This window comes from Gordonia abscondita (assembly GCF_032711245.1).
In the GTDB taxonomy this organism is placed as follows: Bacteria; Actinomycetota; Actinomycetes; order Mycobacteriales; family Mycobacteriaceae; genus Gordonia.
On the sequence record NZ_CP128986.1, the window covers coordinates 3,781,808 to 3,803,085 of the forward strand.

General features: G+C 66.3%; 17 protein-coding genes and 1 riboswitch. Of the genes, 4 read left to right on the top strand and 13 right to left on the bottom strand.

What is annotated here, in order from left to right:
- Window positions 1-9: 9 nt before the first annotated feature.
- Window positions 10-1,740, bottom strand: a complete 1,731-nt coding sequence (locus MP11Mi_RS17840; protein WP_420042148.1) for a proline--tRNA ligase — start codon at window positions 1,738-1,740, stop codon at window positions 10-12.
- 60 nt (window positions 1,741-1,800) lie between these two features.
- Here MP11Mi_RS17840 and MP11Mi_RS17845 point away from each other — a divergent pair, with 60 nt between their 5' ends.
- Entirely contained in the window at window positions 1,801-2,550 is a 750-nt protein-coding gene (locus tag MP11Mi_RS17845) for a YaaA family protein (protein WP_420040206.1), read from the top strand.
- 459 nt (window positions 2,551-3,009) lie between these two features.
- On the opposite strand, the gene MP11Mi_RS17850 is transcribed toward MP11Mi_RS17845, so the two are convergent.
- From MP11Mi_RS17850 to MP11Mi_RS17865, 4 genes are all read right to left on the bottom strand, one after another.
- Window positions 3,010-3,729: an MgtC/SapB family protein gene (locus tag MP11Mi_RS17850; RefSeq protein WP_420042149.1), complete on the bottom strand. Its 720-nt coding sequence runs from the start codon at window positions 3,727-3,729 to the stop codon at window positions 3,010-3,012.
- 231 nt (window positions 3,730-3,960) lie between these two features.
- A riboswitch (M-box (ykoK) riboswitch) is annotated at window positions 3,961-4,130 on the bottom strand.
- A gap of 495 nt (window positions 4,131-4,625) precedes the next feature.
- Complete coding sequence (locus MP11Mi_RS17855) at window positions 4,626-5,081, bottom strand: hypothetical protein (protein ID WP_420040207.1); 456 nt, start codon at window positions 5,079-5,081, stop codon at window positions 4,626-4,628.
- Window positions 5,082-5,098: 17 nt separating this feature from the next.
- Window positions 5,099-6,319, bottom strand: a complete 1,221-nt coding sequence (gene cobA, locus MP11Mi_RS17860; RefSeq protein WP_420040208.1) for a uroporphyrinogen-III C-methyltransferase — start codon at window positions 6,317-6,319, stop codon at window positions 5,099-5,101.
- A gap of 56 nt (window positions 6,320-6,375) precedes the next feature.
- Window positions 6,376-7,347, bottom strand: coding sequence for an acyl-ACP desaturase (locus MP11Mi_RS17865; RefSeq protein ID WP_420040209.1), 972 nt, complete (start codon window positions 7,345-7,347; stop codon window positions 6,376-6,378).
- Between the two features lie 98 nt (window positions 7,348-7,445).
- Between MP11Mi_RS17865 and MP11Mi_RS17870 the strand changes: the two genes are divergently transcribed.
- Window positions 7,446-8,114, top strand: coding sequence for a response regulator transcription factor (locus MP11Mi_RS17870; RefSeq protein ID WP_420040210.1), 669 nt, complete (start codon window positions 7,446-7,448; stop codon window positions 8,112-8,114).
- 8 nt (window positions 8,115-8,122) lie between these two features.
- Here MP11Mi_RS17870 and MP11Mi_RS17875 read toward each other — a convergent pair whose 3' ends face one another.
- From MP11Mi_RS17875 to mqo, 5 genes are all read right to left on the bottom strand, one after another.
- A complete protein-coding gene (locus MP11Mi_RS17875) occupies window positions 8,123-9,754 on the bottom strand; it encodes a GAF domain-containing sensor histidine kinase (RefSeq protein WP_420040211.1) in 1,632 nt (543 codons plus the stop codon).
- A gap of 13 nt (window positions 9,755-9,767) precedes the next feature.
- A complete protein-coding gene (locus tag MP11Mi_RS17880) occupies window positions 9,768-11,174 on the bottom strand; it encodes a cobyrinate a,c-diamide synthase (RefSeq protein WP_420712814.1) in 1,407 nt (468 codons plus the stop codon).
- A complete protein-coding gene (cobO, locus tag MP11Mi_RS17885) occupies window positions 11,171-11,788 on the bottom strand; it encodes a cob(I)yrinic acid a,c-diamide adenosyltransferase (RefSeq protein ID WP_420040213.1) in 618 nt (205 codons plus the stop codon). Before cobO ends, MP11Mi_RS17880 begins: the two co-directional genes overlap by 4 nt.
- Before the next feature lie 104 nt (window positions 11,789-11,892).
- Window positions 11,893-13,821, bottom strand: a complete 1,929-nt coding sequence (locus MP11Mi_RS17890) for an AAA family ATPase (RefSeq protein ID WP_420042150.1) — start codon at window positions 13,819-13,821, stop codon at window positions 11,893-11,895.
- 20 nt (window positions 13,822-13,841) lie between these two features.
- Window positions 13,842-15,341 (bottom strand): malate dehydrogenase (quinone), encoded by a 1,500-nt coding sequence (gene mqo / locus MP11Mi_RS17895; RefSeq protein ID WP_420712815.1) that lies wholly within the window; start codon window positions 15,339-15,341, stop codon window positions 13,842-13,844.
- Window positions 15,342-15,491: 150 nt separating this feature from the next.
- Between mqo and MP11Mi_RS17900 the strand changes: the two genes are divergently transcribed.
- Complete coding sequence (locus MP11Mi_RS17900) at window positions 15,492-16,490, top strand: alpha/beta hydrolase (RefSeq protein WP_420040214.1); 999 nt, start codon at window positions 15,492-15,494, stop codon at window positions 16,488-16,490.
- Window positions 16,487-17,896 (top strand): mycothione reductase, encoded by a 1,410-nt coding sequence (mtr, locus tag MP11Mi_RS17905; protein WP_420040215.1) that lies wholly within the window; start codon window positions 16,487-16,489, stop codon window positions 17,894-17,896. Before MP11Mi_RS17900 ends, mtr begins: the two co-directional genes overlap by 4 nt.
- 15 nt (window positions 17,897-17,911) lie before the next feature.
- Here the strand turns inward: mtr and MP11Mi_RS17910 are convergent, their stop codons facing one another.
- Genes MP11Mi_RS17910 through map form a run of 3 tightly spaced genes read right to left on the bottom strand, consistent with a single transcriptional unit; the run spans window position 17,912 to window position 21,150 of the window.
- Window positions 17,912-18,739 (bottom strand): alpha/beta fold hydrolase, encoded by an 828-nt coding sequence (locus MP11Mi_RS17910; RefSeq protein WP_420712816.1) that lies wholly within the window; start codon window positions 18,737-18,739, stop codon window positions 17,912-17,914.
- Window positions 18,708-20,273 (bottom strand): cobyric acid synthase, encoded by a 1,566-nt coding sequence (locus MP11Mi_RS17915; RefSeq protein ID WP_420040216.1) that lies wholly within the window; start codon window positions 20,271-20,273, stop codon window positions 18,708-18,710. Before MP11Mi_RS17915 ends, MP11Mi_RS17910 begins: the two co-directional genes overlap by 32 nt.
- A gap of 13 nt (window positions 20,274-20,286) precedes the next feature.
- The gene (gene map / locus MP11Mi_RS17920; RefSeq protein WP_420040217.1) at window positions 20,287-21,150 is read right to left on the bottom strand and encodes a type I methionyl aminopeptidase; all 864 of its coding nucleotides are present in this window, start codon (window positions 21,148-21,150) and stop codon (window positions 20,287-20,289) included.
- Window positions 21,151-21,278: the final 128 nt, after the last annotated feature.

Sequence of the window (21,278 nt, forward strand, 5' to 3'; positions counted from 1 at the left end):
CAGCACGATTCAGTTGCGCACCGCCCCGACAATCGCGTCTTGCGCGCCGTCGACCGGTACTTCGGTCGACTCGCCGCTGAAACGGTCACGGATTTCGACAGTGCCGTTCGACCAGCCGCGTCCGACCACCACGACGACGGGCATCCCGAGGAGCTCGGAGTCTTTGAACTTGACGCCCGGCGACGCCTTGCGGTCATCGAGCAGGACGGAGAGTCCGGCCGCGTCGAGCTGATCGGCGAGTTGGCGGGCACCCGCGACCGCCGCCTCGTCTTTGTTGGCGATGACGAGGTGGACGTCGAACGGCGCGACCTCTCGCGGCCAGCGGAGCCCCTTCTCGTCGTGCATCTGTTCGGCGAGGACCGCGACCATGCGCGAGACGCCGAGGCCGTACGAACCCATGGTGACGCGAACCGGTTTGCCGTTCTCGCCGAGGACGTCGAGTTCGAAGGCGTCGGTGTATTTCTGGCCCAACTGGAAGATGTGGCCGATTTCGATGCCCTTCGCGGATTCGAGGACTCCGGAGCCGTCGGGTGACGGGTCACCGTCGCGCACTTCGGCGGCCTCGATGACTCCGTCGGGCGTGAAGTCGCGGCCGACGACGAGGTTCACATAGTGGCGGCCCTTCTCGTCGGCGCCGGTAATCCACGACGTGCCGTCGACGACGCGCGGGTCGACGAGGTAGGTGAACTCGGCGGCCTGCACGCCCTTGGGACCGATGTATCCCTTGACGAGCGCAGGGTTGGCTGCGAAGTCCGCGTCGTCGAGGAGCTCCACAACGCTCGGCTCGACCGACGCTTCGAGTCGTTTGAGGTCGACGTCGCGGTCGCCGGGCACGCCGATCGCGGTGATCTCCCAGTCGCCGCCGGGTTTACCGATCTTGACCATAACGTTTTTGAGCGTGTCGGCGGCCGTGTACTGACCGTCGAGCGCCGCGTTCGCCCAGTCGACGAGCGAGTCAATGGTCGGGGTGTCCCCGGTCTCGTGCGAGACGGCGGCGGGCAGTCCGTCGATCGGCAGCGCATCGGGCACCGTGGTGGAGACGGCTTCGACATTGGCCGCGTAATCCGATTCGGTACTGCGTACGAATGTGTCCTCGCCGACCTCGCATACAGCGAGAAACTCCTCGGACTTGCTGCCGCCCATGGCTCCGGCGGTGGCCCGCACGATGACGTATTCGACGCCTAGCCTGTCGAAGATCCGCTGGTAGGCTGCGCGATGCTTGTCGTAGGACGCTTGCAGCGCGTCGTCGTCAAGATCAAACGAGTACGAGTCCTTCATGACGAACTCGCGCCCGCGCAGCAAACCCGCGCGGGGCCGCTCCTCGTCGCGGTACTTGGTCTGGACCTGATAGAGGATGACGGGCAGATCCTTGTACGAGCTGTACTCGCTCTTCACGAGTTGAGTGAAGATCTCTTCGTGGGTCGGGCCGAGGAGCATGTCCGCGCCTTTTCGGTCCTTGAGGCGGAACAGGTTGGGACCGTATTCGGTCCAGCGACCGGTCGCCTCGTAGGGGTCACGCGGAAGTAGGGCGGGCAGCAGGATCTCTTGTGCGCCGATCGCGTCCATCTCCTGGCGCACAAGGTTCTCGACGTTGCGGAACACCTTGAGCCCCAACGGCAACCACGAGTACACACCGGGTGCGCTGCGTCGGATGTAGCCGGCGCGCACCAACAGCTTGTGGCTCGGCACCTCGGCGTCGGCGGGGTCATCTCGGAGGGTGCGGAGGAACAGGTCGGACATGCGTGTGATCACGGTGTACCAGCTTAGTTGTGCTGCCCGAGGGTTCGTTAGGGTGGTCGCGTGCTCGTGATCCTGCCTCCTTCGGAGACCAAGTCCGACGGCGGCACGTCCGCCCCGCTCGACCTCGACTCGTTGTCACTGCCGGCGTTGAACGGCGTTCGTCGCCGTATCGCGGCGGCTGTCGTCGAGCTGGCTGGGGACATCGATGCGTCACGCGCGGCGCTCGGTCTCGGTACGACCGACGCTGCGCTCGCCGAGGTGGCGCGCAACGCCGAGCTGTGGAGTGCACCGACGCGTCCGGCGATCACCCGCTATACCGGGGTGCTGTACGACGCCCTCGACTATCCCGGCATGACTCGGGCGTCGAAAGCGAAGGCCGCCGACCGCCTGGTGATCGGGTCGGCACTTTTCGGTGTGGTGTCGGCTGCCGACCTGATTCCGGCGTACCGATTGTCTGGCGGTTCCAGGCTGCCCGGATTCGGGACCCTGGGCGCGGAGTGGAAGCCTGTGCTCTCCCCCGCCCTCGATGCGATCGACGATTTCGTCGTCGATCTGCGGTCGGGTGTCTACCAGAAGCTGGGTCCGGTGGACGGCGCGGTGTCGGCGACTGTTGTCACCGAGTTCGCGAACGGCTCACGCAAGGTCGTCAGCCACTTCAACAAGCATTACAAGGGTCTCGTCGCCCACGAGTTAGTACGGACGCGCCGCAACGTCCGCGATGTCAACGGGCTCGCCGCGGTACTCACGGACGCGGGCCAACGCATCGAGATCACGTCGCCATGGGAGATCACGGTAGTTACCCAGGGCTAATCGCCGAAGTGATCCGCTTCGCATGTCAGAACGGGCGGCTCGCCCCCCGTCGCAGGCCGAGGCAGCAACTCGCGCTCGCTCGGCTTCTCGCGCCCGTCGGTTGGCCGCGCGGACCCGCACGCGATAGCGATGTGTGGCCCACGTGCGCAGGTGAGGGACGGTCCGGGCCTGCGCGAAACTCGACCGTCGGGGGTTCGACGATCGAGCCGTGCGTGCACGGGATCAGCCCGAGTTCGGGGAGCAGCCACGAGTTCATCGCGCGCGAACGCGTGGTGATCCCGTCGGGCGAGGTGATCTTCGACAAGGTGACAGACACGAAACCTAATACCGGCGATGTTTGCGTCACCTCGAAAGGAGCGTTCATGCCTGAGCCAATCCGCACAAATACCAGCACGTCGGCTGTAATATTACGGCGGTTGGTGCATCCATTGCTGCATTGTCAAAGAAGCATGGTTGACGTCATAGATCATCGACGAGTTGCGCTGCCTTTTCGGGAACCACACACCATTGGACAGAACTGACGCTCGGCTCAAGCGAAAGTCGGTTTATTGCCGCTTCCATTTGCCGATCATCGCGAGCATCTGAGGACAGCCGCATCCGCACCTCCACTCGATCGTTCGCGACGTCAACGCTACTAATGGATCGCAAATGGAAGCCTGTTCGACTGATCGCAGTGACTAAGAGAGCACGAACATGCGCCTCTGCTGAATCCTTTGTGACCGCTACAAATTGGTATTCCGTCGGCAATTCGTGACCAGTGCCCGGGTGCCGATCCACCACGCGCCCGGCCGACCGCAGGGCCACATTCACAAAGATCACGACGCCCGTCCCGACCGCTGCAACCGGATACTGCCCGGCACCAGCGAGTGCACCGACAGCGGCCGAACACCACAGCGTCGCGGCGGTATTAAGCCCGCGTACCGTGAGTCCGTCACGCATTATGACCCCGGCCCCGAGGAAGCCGATCCCCGAAACAATCTGTGCCGCAACACGAGTTGGGTCGGCGCCAGGTCCGCTAAAGCCGTGTTCGGACAGCAAAACGAATAGTGCCGACCCGACGCAGACGAGGGCATTGGTCCGCAACCCCGCCATCCGAGCGCGATATTGGCGCTCCAAACCAATGGCCGTACCCAGGCCAACACTGGCTCCCACCCGGAGCAACATTTCGAGTATTGAAATGGTCATAGAAGATCCCACCTTTACCGCACAAAATCGCGTCGTGGAGGCGAAACGCCAAGCACGACACTAAGAAAGAGAACGAGCGTTCAAACCCGTGGAGAATTAAGACGATTCGCCAGAAGTGCGAATCGAGGGTCTGTGACTATCCGTCAAATCCAGCACCTCCAATACGTTCAATGAAAATCCATGCGCCACATCTAACGAGGCAGAATCGAACGAGGAGGAATACGCACTGCGCCCTCCTCGTCAGACCTTTGGCACTTCGTGGCGTAAACCCGCAAACGGGAGCCAATCGGGAATCACCCTTAATCCGGATGATTCTATCCTGACCCGAGGCGTCTCTCGACGTTCAAGGTCGCTGGCCTGTTTCCACGAAGGAGCCTCAGCGAACAAACGGCACCTTGCGTAGGAGATCGTGTCACCATTTTCTCGTTTGCGCAAGCGGACAAATTTACGGGCGGAAGCAGCGGGTGTTTCTCAAATAAAAGTGCTCGTACGCGGAATTGAAGGGCTTTCACAGGATCCATCTGCACCATTTGCCAGCGGAGTCCGAATCGCCTTAAACCTTCTCCGGGGACGACTACCCGGACAAGGTTGCACAAAATTTCACGATGCAGTCAGATGCGTTGTTTCTGGGCTAGAGGATCACGACCGCTGCTGTTCGCCTCGACCGCGGCTCGCGCGAGTCCATCGTCACCAGCTCGACATGCTCTGTGAAGGCGGCGGGAACGTTCTCTGCGTGGCGGGTGAGCGGCATCGGTCTGACGCCGGTCCGAATGAGCATTCGCGTCACGTGTCGGCCGACATTGCCGTGAGGCGTCGTCACAAGCGACGTCGGCGCGAGCGACCCACGCTCAAGTGCCGCCGGTCAGCACAGTCGGAGCACCAGCTTCCTGCTATTTGGCTTGTGGGAAGAACCACTGGTCGTCGTCGGCCTCACCCGGTTCGTCATCGTCGATGCGGACGTCGACGACCTCGTCGAGTTGCGCCCTCTGTGCGCGGACCCGCCCGTAGCCGTACGCGGCCGCCATGCCGATGACTCCGGTGAACAACCCGATCACCATCTGCACGTCGCCTGACTCGGTCCCGGCATCCGCGGAGATCCGGTAGATCCAGCCGTTCAACGCGGTGACCGCGAGCGCTCCGAACACGAGTGGAACGACGATCGTGGTCCACATGTTCTGCGGGAGCGGTTCGATCCCCGCGCGACGCCGATACACCTGCCAGGCCGACATGACGATCACCGCGAGGGCGATCAACCCGGCGGTCTGGGCCGGGTGGACGAACCACGAGATGATCGCCGCGACCAATAGGAGCGCGCCCGTCGACCAACCAACGATCCGAGCGGTCACAGGAATGATCCGAGCTGTCACAGTGGCGCCGCGCGGTCCGCGTCGGTGAACCCGGCGACCGGACCGATCACCGCGATCGCTGGCGCGATCAGATTCTGTTCGCCCGCGACCCGAGCGGCATCGGCGAGTTCAGCGCGGATCAGGCGCTGATCTGGGCGGGACGCGTTCTCGATGAACGCCACCGGGGTGTCGGCGGGACGGCCGCCGTCGAGCAAGGCCTGCGCGAACGCGTCAATGCGCTTGACCGCCATCATCAACACGATCGTGCCCCGCAGCTTGGCGAGAGCACTCCAATCGGTCAGCGAATCCGGGTGGTCGGGCGCGACGTGCCCGGAGACGACGACGAACTCATGAGCCACCCCCCGGTGTGTCACCGGGATCCCCGCGAGTTCCGGCGCCGAGATCGGACTCGTCACACCGGGCACCACAGTCACCGGAACACCCGCGTCGACACACGCCTGCAACTCCTCGAAACCGCGCCCATAGACGTATGGATCGCCGCCCTTGAGCCGGACCACGAACTTTCCAGCCTTCGCGCGCGCGACCAGAATTTCGTTGATCTTGTCCTGCCGCATCGCACGGCCGTACGGAACCTTCGCCGCGTCGACCAACTCAACCTGCGGGCCGAGCTCGTCCAGCAACGAGACGGGAGCGAGTCGATCGGCGACCACCACGTCGGCCTCGGCCAACAGACGGCGTCCCCGCACCGTGATGAGGTCCGCGGCGCCCGGTCCGCCACCGACCAGCGCGACGCCCGGCGCGTGGCCGGCACCCTCGGTCACAGTCAACGACGACCCATCCGCGAACGCCGCCGTGATCGCGGCACGAGCCGCGGCGGAACGACGGTGGTCGCCGCCCGCCAGCACTCCGAACTGGAGGTCACGATGGTGGCCGGATGCCGGAGTCACCGCGGTGCCGGCCTTGCCGTCATCGGCGCGGACACAGAACACGCGCGCCGCCGTCGCCTCGGCGACCACCGCCGCGTTCACCTCGGGATCGTCCGTACACGCGATCGCATACCAGGCTCCGTCGAGATCTCCCGCCGCATACGCGCGTTGATGGACCGTGATCGCCGGCTCCGACTCGACCGTCGGCGTCGGATCGATCGCGATCACATGCACGTCGGCTCCCGCCGCCACCAGGTTCGGGATCCGACGCTGAGCGACACTACCGCCTCCGACGACGACTGCCCTGCGTCCACGCAGGTCGAGTCCCGCCAGATAATGAGCTTGCACCATGGCAATCGAGCTTAGTCGGATGTGTGGTCTCGACTCCGCTCGACCGGCCCGCACGCTCAAGCGGTTCTCGCTGCGCGGTCAAGCGCGCGCGCCCGCGACTCCTCGAAACGCGCAACCTTCACGTCCATCTCGGCCAGGTACTCCACGAGCTTCTCGCGGTACAGCTGGCCGAGCGGCCCGAAGTCATCGCGGTCGAAGATCCGCCATTTTCGCAGTACCGGCATCACGACCTCCGCCATGTGCTGCGGCAGATCATAGATACCCCCCTTCGCGATCAGCACCGCGTTGCGCCGGAAGTTCGGCATCGCCGAACCGGGCATAGCGAAATTGCTGACGATCCCGTAGATCGCGACCATTGCCTGGTCTGGAACCACGTCGAGTGCCGCCGAGACGATGTTCCGGTAGAAGAGCATGTGGAGGTTCTCGTCGGCGGCGACACGCTGCAGCATCCGATCCGCGATCGGGTCGCCGCACGCCTTGCCGGTGTTCCGGTGACTGACCCTCGTCGCCAACTCTTGGAATGAGACATAGGCGACGGCGAACAACATGTCGAAACTATGGTCGCGCTGACCGTCGTCCTCGGGCAGCGGATTGAAGCCGTGCGTCATGTGCTCCATACGGACGTTCTCGAGCTCCACCGGGTCGACCCCTCGAGTCACGACGAGGTAGTCGCGCATCACGATGGAATGCCGGTTCTCCTCCGCCGTCCACCGCCCCACCCAGAAGCCCCAGGCATCGTCGAGACTGAAATTCTCGGCGATCACCCGGTGATAGGACGGAAGGTTGTCCTCGGTCAGCAGGTTGGTAATCATCGCAGCCTTCGCCGTCTCCGACAGCTGCGACTGCTGCGGATCCCAGTCGAGGCCGCCGAGCGCCGCGAAGTTCTGTCCGTCGTCCCACGGAACGTAGTCGTGGGGATGCCAGTCACGTGTCATCCGCATGTGCCGCGCCACCTCCGCCTCACAGGCGGGGAGCAGTTCACGGAGCAGATCCGATCCGTTCATGGATGAGCCGATGAGAGTGGTCATCACTCCACTCTCGCGCAGCGCATCGGCTCGCGCCCGGGGCGAAAGTCCTGACTCGCCGAGGCCCCGGGTCCCGCCCTCACCTGCGGTAATGTGTCCCTATGAGTTCAGTGCAACCACAGTCGCCGAATCGTCGGGTCCGGGTATTCCTCGTCGACGATCACGAGCTCGTTCGACGCGGACTCCGCGACCTGCTGTCGACTGCTCCCGACATCGACGTGGTCGGCGAAGCCGCAACCGTCGCCGAGGCACGCGTACAGATCGCGGCGACCGCCCCCGACGTCGCCGTCCTCGACGTCCGTCTCTCCGACGGCAATGGGGTGGAACTCTGCCGGGACGTCCGCGCCGAGAACCCGGCGGTCCGCTGCCTCATGCTGACGAGCTACGCCGACGACGACGCGCTCCTCGCAGCAGTCCTCGCGGGAGCCTCAGGTTTCGTCCTCAAACAGATCCTCGGCCACAACCTGATCGACGCGGTGCGGACAGTCGGCCACGGCGGGTCACTCCTCGACGCCAAGAGCACGTCGGCTCTCCTGGCGAAGCTCCGCCAAGGCGAGCCCGCCGACCCGATCGCGCAACTCACCGCGCAAGAACGGGGAGTGTTCCAGCTCATCGGTGAAGGCCTCACCAACCGTCAGATAGCCGACCGTATGTTCCTCGCCGAGAAGACGATCAAAAACTACGTGTCGCGGATTCTGTCGAAACTCGACATGCAGCGTCGCACGCAGGTCGCCGTGCTCGCCACCGAGCTGCGGGCCCGCGAACGCTGACGCGGCAGTCACCGCAACGGCGCGGTCCAGGTGATCGTCGTCCCGCCGCCGGCTCTCGCCGCGACGGTGAAGACGCCGTCACAGTCGTCGGCGCGGCGCGCCAGATTCCGCAGACCCGACTGCGCGACATCCGCCGGGATTCCGCGCCCGTTGTCGATGACTTCGACAGTCACCTCTTCGGCGGCGATTATCCGCACACTGATCAGGTCCGCTCCCGAATGCCGGAGCGCGTTCGACAGCCCTTCGCGCAGCACCGCTTCGATGTGCGGTGACAAGATCGCCGGAACGACCGTGTCGACTGGACCGACGAATGCGACGTTCGGGCTCATCGACGCGTGCGCGGCCAGCTCGGAGACCACGTCGAGCACGCGACGGCGCAGCGTCCGCGTCTCATCGCCGCCCGACAGACTCTGCAGGTCGAAGATCGACGTGCGGATCTGCGCGATGGTCGCGTCGAGATCGGTGACGATCTGATTCATCCGCGCGTCGAGGTCGGGGTCGCCGACCGCTGTCCGCATGGCCTGCATCGACATACCGATCGCGAACAGACGCTGGATCACCAGGTCATGCAGGTCGCGGGCGATCCGATGACGTTCGGCCAGAAGAGCCATCTCACCGGTGAGCCGCTGCTGTTCGGAATATGCGATCGACAGAGACGCGACACGCGCGACACCCGCCATTCCCGCCCACTCCTCCGCCGTCCAGAAGCGACGTTCGGTATGGGTGAGGACGAGTGCACGGAACTCGCCGGGCTCACTCTGCACCGGCTGCACCGTCGCCCAGCGCGCGCCACCGCGCAACCAACTGCGCTCGGTGTCGAAATGACGGAGGGCCAACACACCTCCCGCAGCCTCGACGACGGTCGCGAGATCGGTGACGTCGACGTCGTCACCGGTGTGGGCGTCCAATCGCGACCCCGTCACGAGGTACACATCGGCGGCGTCGGTGAGGGCTGCGACGTCACGGCACATCCCGTCGAGCGTCTCGTCGACGGAGATCCCGCGCAGCGGCTCGCTGCCCCGGTCAGCGAGGAGTTCCATCCACCGCATTCGCGTCTGCGCGCCCTCATACGATCGAGCGTTGTCGACGGCGATGCCCGCGGCGACCGCGAGGACGCCGACGATCGTCTCGTCGAGTTCGGTGAACTCGCTCGCGCCCTGCTTTTCAGTCAAGTAGATGCTGCCGAACAGTTCACCGCGCACGATGATCGGCGCACCGAGGAACGTGTCCATTGGCGGATGATTCGGCGGAAATCCGATCGACGACGGATGGTCGGACAGCCGCGGGATACGGAGCACCTCCGGATGGTGCAGCAACTCCCCCAATACGCCGCGACCGACGGGCAGCGGCCCCATCTGCACACGTTGCTCAGGGGTAATGCCGGTGTACACGAACGCCTGCAGACTCAGTTCCGGGCCGCGCACGCCGAGCGCACAGTAGCGGGCGTCCAGGACGGCGGCCGCCACCTCTACGATCCGTTGCAATGCGGCATCGATCTCAAGTCCCTGCCCGACCAGGAGCACTGCCTCCAAGACGTCGCGCAACGCGGTCGGATCGTTGCCGTCCTTTGCGGCGAGGGCGTCGACGGCCGCACGAACCTCGATGAACGCTCTGCTGTCGAAGCGTCGTCGGTCTGTCATCGGTCCTCCAGATTCATGCGGGCGTCCCGGGGACCTGACCCGGTTGCGTCGCCCGGACGAATCGCCCCACTGCCTGGGGCACGCCTGCCGGGTGGACGTGCAGGTACGACGCGTGGACACCGCCTGAGACCACACCGTCGACGGCGTTCGCGTCGGCGGTGCGCCACGCCCACGCCGGGGTTCGCTCGCCTGCGAAAGCCACTGTGCTGCGGTGGAACTCGTGTCCGGTCACGCGCTCACCGGTCCGGTAAAGGACTGAGTCCGCCACGGCGACGGCATCGCGGTAGCCAAGAGTGAGTCGAGGCCCGAAAGCACCGACCGCGTCGACGGCTCCGACCATCGGATGCCCGTCGAGCATCGACGTCAGATAGAGCAGTCCAGCACACTCGGCGTGAACCGGCCGACCCGCGGCGACGTGCGCCGCCAGGTCGCGGCGCAAACCGTCGTTCGCGGCCAGGTCGGCCGCATGCTCTTCGGGGAAGCCGCCGCCGATGACGACGCCTGCGGTGTCGACGGGCAGACGGTCGTGCAGCGGATCGAACCCGACCACGCCCGCGCCCGCAGCCGCCAACAACTCCGGGTGCTCGGCGTAACCGAAGGTGAAGGCGGCGCCTTGCGCCACGGCGATCACCGGCCCGTCCGCGACCCTGTGCTCGGCCATCTCGTCGTGCGCCGACCACGCCGCCGACCATCGCGCGGACGCCGCCCGCGATGCTGACCTCGCCAGCCGCACGAGCGCGTCGACGTCCAGACCCGCACTGACCTTCTCGGTGATGGCGGCGACGGCGGCCACCGCGTCCGCGCTGCGTTCGGCTGCCGGGACCAGCCCGAGATGGCGGGACGGGACGGTCAACGCCGCATCGCGTCGGACAACACCGAACACGGGCAAGCCGACTCGGTCGCACGCCTGCCGCAGCACGGCCTCGTGCCGGTCCGAGCCGACGCGGTTGAGGATCACGCCCGCGACGTGGACGGCCGGGTCGTACGCGATGAAGCCGTGCAGGAGGGCGGCGAGCGACTGGCTGTGGCCTCCCGCGTCGACGACGAGGATCACGGGCGCCCCGATCAGGGTGGCGACGTGTGCGGTCGACCCGACGCCGAGTGTCCCGGGATCATCGGTGATCCGGCCGTCGAACAGTCCCATGACGCCTTCGACGACGGCGATGTCAGCGCCCACGCAGCCGGCCGCGAACAACGGTCCGATTCGGTGCTCGCCGACCAGGTTCGGGTCGAGGTTGCGTCCCGGTCTGCCCGCAGCGAGCGAGTGGTAGCCGGGATCTATGTAGTCGGGCCCCACTTTGAACGGCGCAACCGTGTGCCCGGCCGCGGCGAGCGCCCCGACGAGGCCAGTGGTGATCGTCGTCTTTCCGCTGCCCGATGCGGGGGCGGCGATGACGACGGTCGGCGGTGCGCCTGTCACCACTCGATACCCTTCTGGCCTTTGCGCCCGGCGTCCATCGGATGTTTCACCTTCGTCATCTCGGTCACCAGGTCGGCGGCGTTCATCAACGCCTCGGGCGCGTACCGGCCAGTGATGATCACGTGCTGGCGTCCCGGACGCTCCTGGAGCGCTGCGACGACGTCGTCGACGTCGATCCACCCCCAGTGCAGCGGGTACGTGAACTCGTCGAGTACGTAGAAGTCGTGCTCGGCGGCGGCAATCCGTCGGGCGATCTCCGTCCAGCCGGCACGTGCGGCCTCGGCATGGTCGGCTTCGGCATCCTCGTTTTTGCGGATCCACGACCAGCCCTGCCCCATCTTGTGCCATTGGACGGGGCCGCCCTCACCGGTCTGCTCGTGGAGTCGTCCCAGCGCGAGCATCGTCGACTCCTCGCCGACCTTCCACTTGGCGCTCTTGACGAACTGGAACACGGCGACGTCCATGCCCGCGTTCCACGCCCGCATCGCCATCCCGAACGCCGCCGTCGACTTGCCCTTTCCGGGGCCGGTGTGGACTCCCAGGACGGGCTGGTTGCGGCGTTGACGGGTGGTGAGTCCGTCGTTCGGCACGGACTCGGGGACTCCTTGAGGCATGCGTTCTACCCTAGCCAGAACGCGCGCACTCGTATGCCCCGCCCCGATGTGGCAGCAGCGAAAGCGTCAGCCGCGAGCGGCACCGGCTCCCGCGCGATGCGGTATCACGCGACGCCGCGCACTCGGCCTGCGAGACCGGTGTCGGCGAGGTCCGCCAGCCGCACGTACTCGGCGCCGAGACGACGAGCGAGCGACACAGCCGTCCCGAGCTTCACGAAGCCCTGTTCGCAGTCGACGACGACGCTCGTCACACCGCGTCGGGCCACCTCGTCGGCGGCGACCTCTGCTCGACGGGCGGCGTCCTTTCCGCCAGTTGCCCGACCGTCCGACACGACGACGAGGAGCGGTCGACGCTGCGGATCGGTGCGCGCCGCACGTTCGATGACCTCGATGCTGCGCATGAGTCCTTCGCCGAGCGGCGTCCGCCCACCGGTGCGGACCTGGGCCAGACGCGACACCGCGATGTCGACCGACCGGGTCGGCGGGACCGCGACGTACGCGTCCTTCCCGCACGCCACGACGACGGACACCCGGTCGCGTCGCGTGTACGAGTCACGGAGAAGTTCCACACAGGCTTCCCGCACGGCCGCCAAACGTGATCGCGCCGTCATCGAGCCGGACAGATCGACGAGAAACACGACAAGATTCGATTCGGTGCCGACGCGTTCTGCCCCACGCAGATCCGCCGGTTCCACCGGGGGCATCCCGTCGCCCGCACTGCGCCGCGCCGCCGACAGCACCGTCCCGAACAGGTGGACCGGTGTGCTCGCGGTGAACTCGACGTCGCGGACCGTCGCGCCGCGTGTGCTGCGGGCCCGCGACCGACGTCCAGGCTCACCATCGCCGACCCCTTCGGCGCGGAACGCGCGAATCCGTGCACCGCCGGAACCGGGCTTCGCCCCGAACTGGGGGCCCGCCGCTCCCCCGCCGCCCGGCGGGTCGGTATCCGGACCGTCTGGATCAGAGTCCGGGCCGTCAGGGTCTGGATCAGAGTCCGGGCCGTCAGGGCCTGGGCTATCAGGGTCTGGGCTATCAGGGTCTGGGCTATCAGGGTCTGGGCCGTCGGAATCGTTCTCGGCAGGGTCGTCGCCCGCGGACGGGTCACCTGCCGCGTCATCACCGGCACCCAGCGCGTCGTCGAGCTGTTCCTCCGACATCGTCGAGTCATCGAACGGGTTCCGGCGACGACGATGCGGCAACGCCAGTTCGGCGGCGATCCGGACGTCGTCCTCGTTGACTTCGGCGGCGCCCCGCCAGGCGGCGTGCGCCGACGCGGTCCGGGCCATCACGATGTCGCCGCGCAGACCGTCGACGTCTACGTGCGCGCAGATGCCTGCGATCCGCCGGAGTTCGGCGGTCGGCAAAACGACGGCTGGCAGGAGCGTGCGCGCCTGCGCGATCCGCACGGATAGTTCATCCTCGGCCGCCCGGTGATCGGCTGCGAACGCATCGGGGTCGGCGTCGTACGCCATGCGGGAGGTCACGATGGACACGCGTTCGTCGACATCGCGCGGCCCCGCGACGTCGACGACGAGACCGAACCGGTCCAGCAGTTGCGGCCGCAGCTCACCCTCTTCGGGATTCATGGTGCCGACGAGCACGAACTTCGCCGGCTGCGTGTGGGAGACCCCGTCACGTTCCACGGTCACCCGGCCGCTCGCCGCGGCGTCAAGCAGGACGTCGACGAGGTGGTCGGACAGCAGATTGACCTCGTCGATGTAGAGGACTCCGCCGTCGGCTTGCGCGAGCAGACCCGGCGTGAAGTGCGCCTGCCCGTCCCGCAGCACCCGGGTTAGGTCCAACGATCCGACCACCCGGTCCTCGGTGGCGCCGATCGGCAGTTCCACAACGCGTGACGCCCCGCCGAGCAGCGGAGCGAGACCGCGCACGATCGTCGACTTGGCCGTCCCTTTCTCGCCGCGGATCAGCACGCCGCCGATGCCGGGCGACACCGCCGACAGGACGAGCGCGAGTTTCAGCCGATCCTGGCCGACGACTGCGCTGAACGGGAAGTGCGTGCCCAGTGCCGACATGGGGTCAGGCACCGATCGTCTCAGGAGTCACTGTTCTCGACGGCGCTATCGGTGAGCTTCAGGCTCTTGTTGGTCCAGTCCCACATCTCACGGTAAAGCGCGGGATTGTCGTTGAGCTTCTGGCCGAACGACGGAATCATCTCGGTCAGCTTCGGCTTCCAGCCGTCGAAGTGCGCGGTGAAGCACTTCTCGAGAATCGAGATCATCGCGGGGACCGCGGTCGACGCGCCGGGCGAAGCACCGAGCAGGCCGGCCATCGAACCGTCCTCGGAGGTGACGACGGCCGTACCGAACTCGAGGCTGCCGCCGATGCCGTTCTTACGGATCACCTGAACGCGCTGGCCCGCTGTGATCAGCTCCCAGTCGTCGCCGACAGCCTTCGGCGCGAAGTCCTGGAGCGTCGTGACGCGGTCGTTGAGGCTCGCGGACAGCTCCGAGATCAGGTATTTGAGCAGGCCGAACTCTTTCGGCGCGATCGACATCATCGGGAGCAGGTTGCTCGGCTTCACCGACTTCGGCAGGTCCATGACGCCGCCGGTCTTGAGGAACTTGGGCGACCAGCCGGCGTACGGGCCGAACAGCAGGCCCTTGTCGCCGTTGATGACGCGGGTGTCCAGGTGCGGCACCGACATCGGCGGAGCGCCGACCGCTGCCTGGCCGTACACCTTGGCGGAGTGCTCGGCGATGACGTCCGGGTTGGTGCAGCGGAAGAACTGGCCGCTGACCGGGAAGCCGCCGAAGCCCTTAGCCTCCTTGATGCCTGAACGCTGCAGCAGATGCAGCGCACCGCCACCTGCGCCGACGAACACGAATCGAGCCTCAACGCGAAGCTTCTCCCCGGTACGGGTGTTGCGAACCTTCACGACCCAGCTGCCGTCGGACTGCTTAGTCAGGTTACGGATCTCGTGCCCGTAATAGAGGTCGGCATCGCGCCCGACATAGTTGAGGAGCTGCTGAGTAAGAGCACCGAAGTCGACGTCCGTGCCCTGCGTGAACCAGTTGAGCCCCACCGGATCCGAGAAGTCGCGACCCTCACCCATCAGCGGGAGACGCTCGGCGAACACCCCGTCATCGTCGATGAACTCCATACCCTCGAACAACGTCTGACTCGACAACGCAGCGTGCCGCTTGCGCAGGAACTCGACGCCATCGGCACCGTGGCAGAAGCTGACGTGCGGAATCGGGTTGATGAACTCGTCCGGAGCACCGAGCACACCGTTGTCGACGCCGTGCGCCCAGAACTGGCGCGAGGTCTGGAATTGCTCGTTGATACTGAGTGCTTTGGTGATGTCGATGTCACCGTTCGCACCGGCCGGGGTGTAGTTGAGCTCACACAGCGCCGAGTGACCGGTGCCCGCGTTGTTCCACGGGTCGCTGCTCTCGGCGGCCGCTGCGTCGAGCCGCTCGAAGAGGCTGATCGACCAGTTCGGCTCCAGCTTCCGGATGAGCGTGCCCAGAGTCGCGCTCATGATTCCGGCGCCGATCAACGCCACGTCCGTCTTGATGACCTTCTGCGACACGCTGCTGCTCTCTTCCGCCCTCGGGATGCACTGGCTACCCCCACGTACCACCGCGGAGATTCTTCGCAAGTCATTGTTCACCATCGCGCGTTGACACGTCGCATCGGTGCGCGCAAATGTGTCGTGAGCGACAAGCCTTAGAGTGGGTGCGTGATCACCGACTGGCGACCCGACGAATTCCTTGAGGGCTACGAAGTCCGCACCCTCCCGCTCACGCCCGACCCCGACGGGGAAGACCCGATCAGCGCGCATCTGGTCCGCAAACCGGGCGCGGTCGCCGTGCCGCGCGGCGCCGTCCTCTACGTGCACGGCTTCACCGACTATTTCTTCCAGACCGAGCTGGCCGACTTCTTCCACGAACGCGGGTATGCCTTCTACGCGTTGGACCTGCGCAAGTGCGGCCGATCGTTGTCGGCCCAACACCATCCGCACTACACCAGCGACCTCGCCTACTACGACGAAGAACTGGGCACTGCGCTCGACATCGTGATCGACGAGGTGAGCGCTGCGGGCGGCACGCCCCAGGCGATCGTGGCCGCACATTCGACCGGCGGGCTCGTCGCCCCACTGTGGCTCGACCGGCTCCGCACCGACGATCCCGAACGCCACAGCCGCGTGATCGGTCTGCTCTTGAACAGTCCGTGGCTCGACCTGCAGGGCGATCCGATGCTGCGGACGGCTGCCGCGGGCAGGCTGATCTCGGCGGTCGGATCAGTCCGCGGCAAGCAGGCGATCCCGCGTTCGTCGTCGTCGGCGTACGGCGACAGCCTCCACTCGGATGTCCACGGCGAGTGGACGTACGACCTCGTCCGCAAACCGCTCGGCGGGTTCCCCGCGACCTTCGGCTGGATGACGGCGGTCCGCGCCGGACACCGGAAAGTGCACGGCGGCATCAACGTCGGCGTGCCGACGCTCGTCCTGCGCTCGGACAAGTCCGCGTTCCACGGCCGGTACGATCCCGCGGTCGACACCGCCGACTGCGTGCTGGACGTGAAACAAATCGCGCAATGGTCTGGTTGTCTCGGACAGCGGGTTCTCGCGGTCGCGGTACCCGACGCCCGCCACGACGTGTTCCTATCGATCGAAAGCGTCCGCAAAACGGCGTACGCGGAGGTCGACCAGTGGATGGAAAGCGAGTTCGAACAGTGACAGCTCAGACGGGGCAGATCCAGGTCGATCTGGCGATCATCGGTGCGGGCAGCGGCAATTCGATTCCCGACGAACGATTCGACGCTACGAGCATCGCGATCTTCGAGGAAGGACTCTTCGGCGGAACGTGCATGAACGTCGGCTGCATTCCCACCAAGATGTTCGTCTACGCCGCGGACATCGCGGCCGCCGCCCGCGAGTCCGGTAGATACGGGGTCGACGCCCGAGTGGAGGGCGTCGACTGGCCCGCAATCGTCGCCCGAGTGTTCGGCCGTATCGACCCGATCGAAGAGGGCGGACGCAAGTACCGCGTCGACCGCTGCGCCAACGTGACGGTCTACGCGAGTCACGTCGTGTTCGACGGACGCGACGACGAGACCGGTCGCTACCGGTTGCGGACTGCCGACGGCGACGTCGTACTGGCTACCGAGGTCGTCATCGCTGCGGGCGCCCGCAGCGACATCCCCCAGGTGATCGCCGCGTCGGGTGTCCCGTTCCACACCAACGCCGACGTGATGCGCCTCCCAGAACTCCCGAAACGGCTGGCGATCCTCGGCAGCGGCTACATCGCCGCCGAGTTCGCTCACGTTTTCTCCGCGCTCGGCACTCGAGTGTCGGTCATCGCACGCGGCCCGAAGCTGCTGCGCGCGCTCGACGCCGATATCGCCGACAGGTTCACCGACGTCGCGTCGACGCAGTGGGACGTCCGTCTCGACTCGCCGGTCACCGCGGCGTCACGGGCGTCCGACGGCGGGATCCGCCTCGAATTCGCCGACGGCGAGTCGCTCGACGTCGACTCGCTCCTGGTGGCGACCGGGCGTACCCCGAACGGGGACCTGCTCGGCCTGGACAGCATCGGCATCGACCTGACCGACGACGGCCGCGTCCCCGTCGACGGGCATGGGCGCACACCCGCGCGCGGCGTCTGGGCTCTCGGCGACGTCAGCTCGCCTCACCAGCTCAAACACGTAGCCAACCACGAGCAGCGCGTCGTCCAAAGCAACCTGTTGAAGGGCTGGGACGCCGCGGACCTCGACTCGTTCGACTATCGGGCCGTTCCGGCCGCGGTGTTCACCCACCCACAGATCGCCACTGTCGGGCTCACCGAGGACGCGGCTCGTGCACAAGGCTTCGACATTGCGGTGAAGGTGCAGAATTACGGCGATGTCGCCTACGGCTGGGCGATGGAGGACACCGTCGGCGTCTGCAAGGTCATCGCCGAACGAGGCACCGGCCGGATCCTCGGCGCCCACCTGTTCGGCGCGCAAGCGTCATCGATCATCCAACCGGTGATCCAGGCGATGAGTTTCGGTCTGACCGCCAACGAGATGGCCCGTGGCCAGTACTGGATTCACCCGGCCCTTCCCGAAGTGTTGGAGAACGCGCTCCTCGGCCTCGACGTCTGACCGGGCTGGGCCCCGTTAGAACAGGCTCGAACGCAGCGCGATCTCGCTGGCCACGGCGGCTGGGGCCTTCTGCGGCACCCAGTGGTCCACGCCGGTCACCACCGAGAATCGGTAGTCGCCGTAGGCGTATCGGCCGCTGAGTTCGGCCTGGTCGCGACCTAAGGCACTGTCGGCGTCGCTCCACACCATGGTCGTCGGGATCTCGACCGGCGGGCAGGCCAGTTTGGTCGCGATGTCGCCGGTGAAGTTCGCTCGATACCAGTTGAGCGGGCCGGTGAGAGCCCCCGGCTCGAGCAGCGGCTCGAGCTCGACGTCTGTGACACCCGACGCGCGTAGACGTTCGCCGCCGTCTGCGGCGATCTTCTCCTCGGCGTCGGAGGCGACGAACCATTTGATGTACGACGACCGCTCGCGCTGGTCGTCGTTTCCGGCGAGGGCGTCACGCATCGCCGAAGGATGCCCGGTGCTGATCGCGACGAGGCTGGTGAATCGGTCAGGGTTGTTCGCGGCGAGATGCCACGCGACGATCCCGCCCCAGTCGTGACCGACGATCATCGAGTACGCGATGTTGAGATGCCCGAGGATCGCGAGGACGTCGCCGGTCAGCTTGTCGAGGGTGTAGGCGTCGACGCCCTCCGGGCGCGCGCCCGGGCTGTAGCCGCGCTGATCGATTGTCACTGTCCGCATGCCCGACTCGTGCAGTCGCGGGATCACGTCGTCCCAACACCGCGAGTCCACCGGGAAGCCGTGCAGAAGCACGGCGACCGGCCCGCGGGCTGGTCCGGAAAGTTGTACGTCGAAGCTCAGGCCGTCATGGTCGATGGTCAGATGTTCGGTCTCCACTCAGCCAGGATAGGACGGTCGGCATCGACCCTGCACCGCCCGCCAGTAATCGGTGGAAAGCTCTCATGTCGAGGTGGGTTGTGACGAGGTCGGCCATCGCGTCGAGTTGTCGTTCACGCACCGCGCGGGTCGACAGTCCCGGCGCCGGCACGAAGGCGTCCTTTCCCACCGCGCGCGCCACGTCGATCAGGTAGTCGCGGCGGAAGTCGTCGGCGTCGAATAGCCCATGGCAGTGGGTTCCCGCGACGACGCCCGATCTGGCACCCTCGGGTCCGGTCTCGTCGTCGACCAGCCAAGTCTGTTCACCGTTGCGGACGACCGCTCCGTGATGGATCTCGTATCCGGACACCGCGAGTCCGGTCCCGAAGCGGCTTCGGGTGTGACCGGAGAACCGACGCAGCGTCTTCGCGGTGCGGAACTCGATGTCGACGTCGAGGAGACCGAGTCCTTCGACCGCTCCCCGGCCGGATTCGACCGGGTCGACGATCCGTCGGCTCAACATCTGGAAACCGCCGCACACGCCGAGGATGGGCCGACCCGACCGGGCGCGCTCGACTACCGCGTCGGCGAGTCCCCTCTCGCGGAGCCAGTCGAGGTCGTCGACGCTCGCGCGAGAACCCGGCAACACGACGAGATCTGCGGCACGTACGACGGCCGGATCGTCGACCCACGTCACGTCGACATCTGGTTCACAGGCGAGTGCTTCGACGTCGGTGGTGTTCGAGGTGCGGGGGAACCGGATGGCCGCGACCACCAACCGTGGCCCGCCCGTGTACGCCGTCTGTCCGCCGACACGACGCCCCACCGGGGACGCCAGCGAGTCCTCGGCGTCGATCCACAGATCGTCCGCGAACGGCAGCACCCCGAGCGTCGGACGGCCAGTGCGCTCACGAATCGTGTCCAGTCCGGGTGTCAGGAGCGACGGGTCCCCGCGGAACTTGTTGACGACGAACCCAGTGATGAGCGCCTGATCGGCGGGGTCCAGCAGAGCGAGCGTGCCGAACAGATGCGCGAGCGAACCACCTCGGTCGATGTCGGTCACCACCAGCACCGGGATTTGCGCCGCGCGGGCGAGCCCCATGTTCGCGATGTCGGTGTCTCGCAGGTTCACTTCGGCGACCGAACCAGCGCCCTCACAGATCACCGCGTCGAACTCGTCACGCAGGGACGCCAGTTCGGCTGCGACGACGTCGGCGAGTTCGGCGCGAGCAACGTGGTAGTCGGCCGCTCCGACGTCGCCGTACGGGCGGCCGCGGACAATCACGTGCGAACGGCGGTCGCTGCCCGGTTTGAGGAGCACCGGGTTGAATCGGGTGTCCGGCAACAAGCCGCACGCGGCCGCCTGCAACGCCTGGGCACGCCCGATCTCCCCACCGTCGAGTGTGACAGCCGAATTGTTCGACATATTCTGCGCTTTGAACGGCGCAACCCGGACGCCGTCGCGGGCCAACGCGCGGCACAGGCCTGCGACGATCAGGCTCTTGCCGGCGTCACTGCTGGTTCCGCCCACTAGCAACGCGCCAGCCGGTGTCATGAGTCGACCGGATTCACGCGTCGGGCAGGGTGAGGACCTCGGCGCCGGTGTCAGTGACGACGAGCGTGTGCTCGAACTGCGCGGTCCACTTGCGGTCGGCGGTGACGACGGTCCAATCGTCGTCCCACATCTCCCAGTCGAGTCCGCCGAGGTTGATCATCGGCTCGATCGTGAACACCATGCCGGGCTCGAGGACGGTGTCGACGGCTGGCTGGTCGTAGTGGAGCACGACGAGCCCGTTGTGGAACGTCTCGCCGATACCGTGGCCGGTGAAGTCACGGACCACGCTGTACCCGAAACGAGTCGCGTACGCCTCGATGACGCGGCCGACCACATTTAGCGCGCGACCAGGTTTGACGGCTTTGATGGCGCGGTCGGTGGCGATGCGTGTGCGCTCGACCAGGTCCCGGGCCTCCGGTGCGACGTCGCCTGCCAGGAACGTTGCATTGGTGTCGCCGTGCACGCCGTCGATGTAGGCGGTCACGTCGATGTTGACGATGTCGCCGTCGACGATCACCGTCGAGTCGGGGATCCCGTGGCAGATCACCTCGTTCAGCGAGGTGCAGCACGACTTCGGGAACGCCTTGTAGCCGAGCGTCGACGGGTAGGCGCCGTGGTCGATCATGTAATCATGGGCGATCCGGTCGAGCTGATCGGTGGTCACGCCCGGGGCGACCGCACGACCGGCCTCGGCGAGCGCGTTGGCCGCGATCTTCGACGCGACTCGCATCTTCTCAATGGTCTCGGGAGTTTGCACCCACGGTTCATTGCCTTCGTTGACGGTGTCCTTCCACGCGTACTCCGGTCGCTCGACGGAGTCGGGTACGGGCAGGATCGGCGAGACGACGCCGGGGGTCAACGGAGCGCGAACTGTCATGTACTCGATTGTTTCACTCGTCGCGGCGGCGACGCCACACAGCCCAGGACCGGCCGATCGCCGCGACCTCACCCATAGGTAAGGTGGTCCTAACAGCCGACTATCGGCGTGAGTTCACGATTGCAGAC

Bases quoted from the DNA above. Each gene is read 5' to 3' on its own strand.
- MP11Mi_RS17840 (WP_420042148.1), bottom strand. From the start codon at position 1,740: ATGTCCGACCTGTTCCTCCGCACCCTCCGAGATGACCCCGCCGACGCC.
- cobA (WP_420040208.1), bottom strand. From the start codon at position 6,319: ATGGTGCAAGCTCATTATCTGGCGGGACTCGACCTGCGTGGACGCAGG.
- MP11Mi_RS17865 (WP_420040209.1), bottom strand. From the start codon at position 7,347: ATGACCACTCTCATCGGCTCATCCATGAACGGATCGGATCTGCTCCGT.
- MP11Mi_RS17870 (WP_420040210.1), top strand. From the start codon at position 7,446: ATGAGTTCAGTGCAACCACAGTCGCCGAATCGTCGGGTCCGGGTATTC.
- MP11Mi_RS17875 (WP_420040211.1), bottom strand. From the start codon at position 9,754: ATGACAGACCGACGACGCTTCGACAGCAGAGCGTTCATCGAGGTTCGT.
- cobO (WP_420040213.1), bottom strand. From the start codon at position 11,788: ATGCCTCAAGGAGTCCCCGAGTCCGTGCCGAACGACGGACTCACCACC.
- MP11Mi_RS17890 (WP_420042150.1), bottom strand. From the start codon at position 13,821: ATGTCGGCACTGGGCACGCACTTCCCGTTCAGCGCAGTCGTCGGCCAG.
- MP11Mi_RS17915 (WP_420040216.1), bottom strand. From the start codon at position 20,273: ATGACACCGGCTGGCGCGTTGCTAGTGGGCGGAACCAGCAGTGACGCC.
- map (WP_420040217.1), bottom strand. From the start codon at position 21,150: ATGACAGTTCGCGCTCCGTTGACCCCCGGCGTCGTCTCGCCGATCCTG.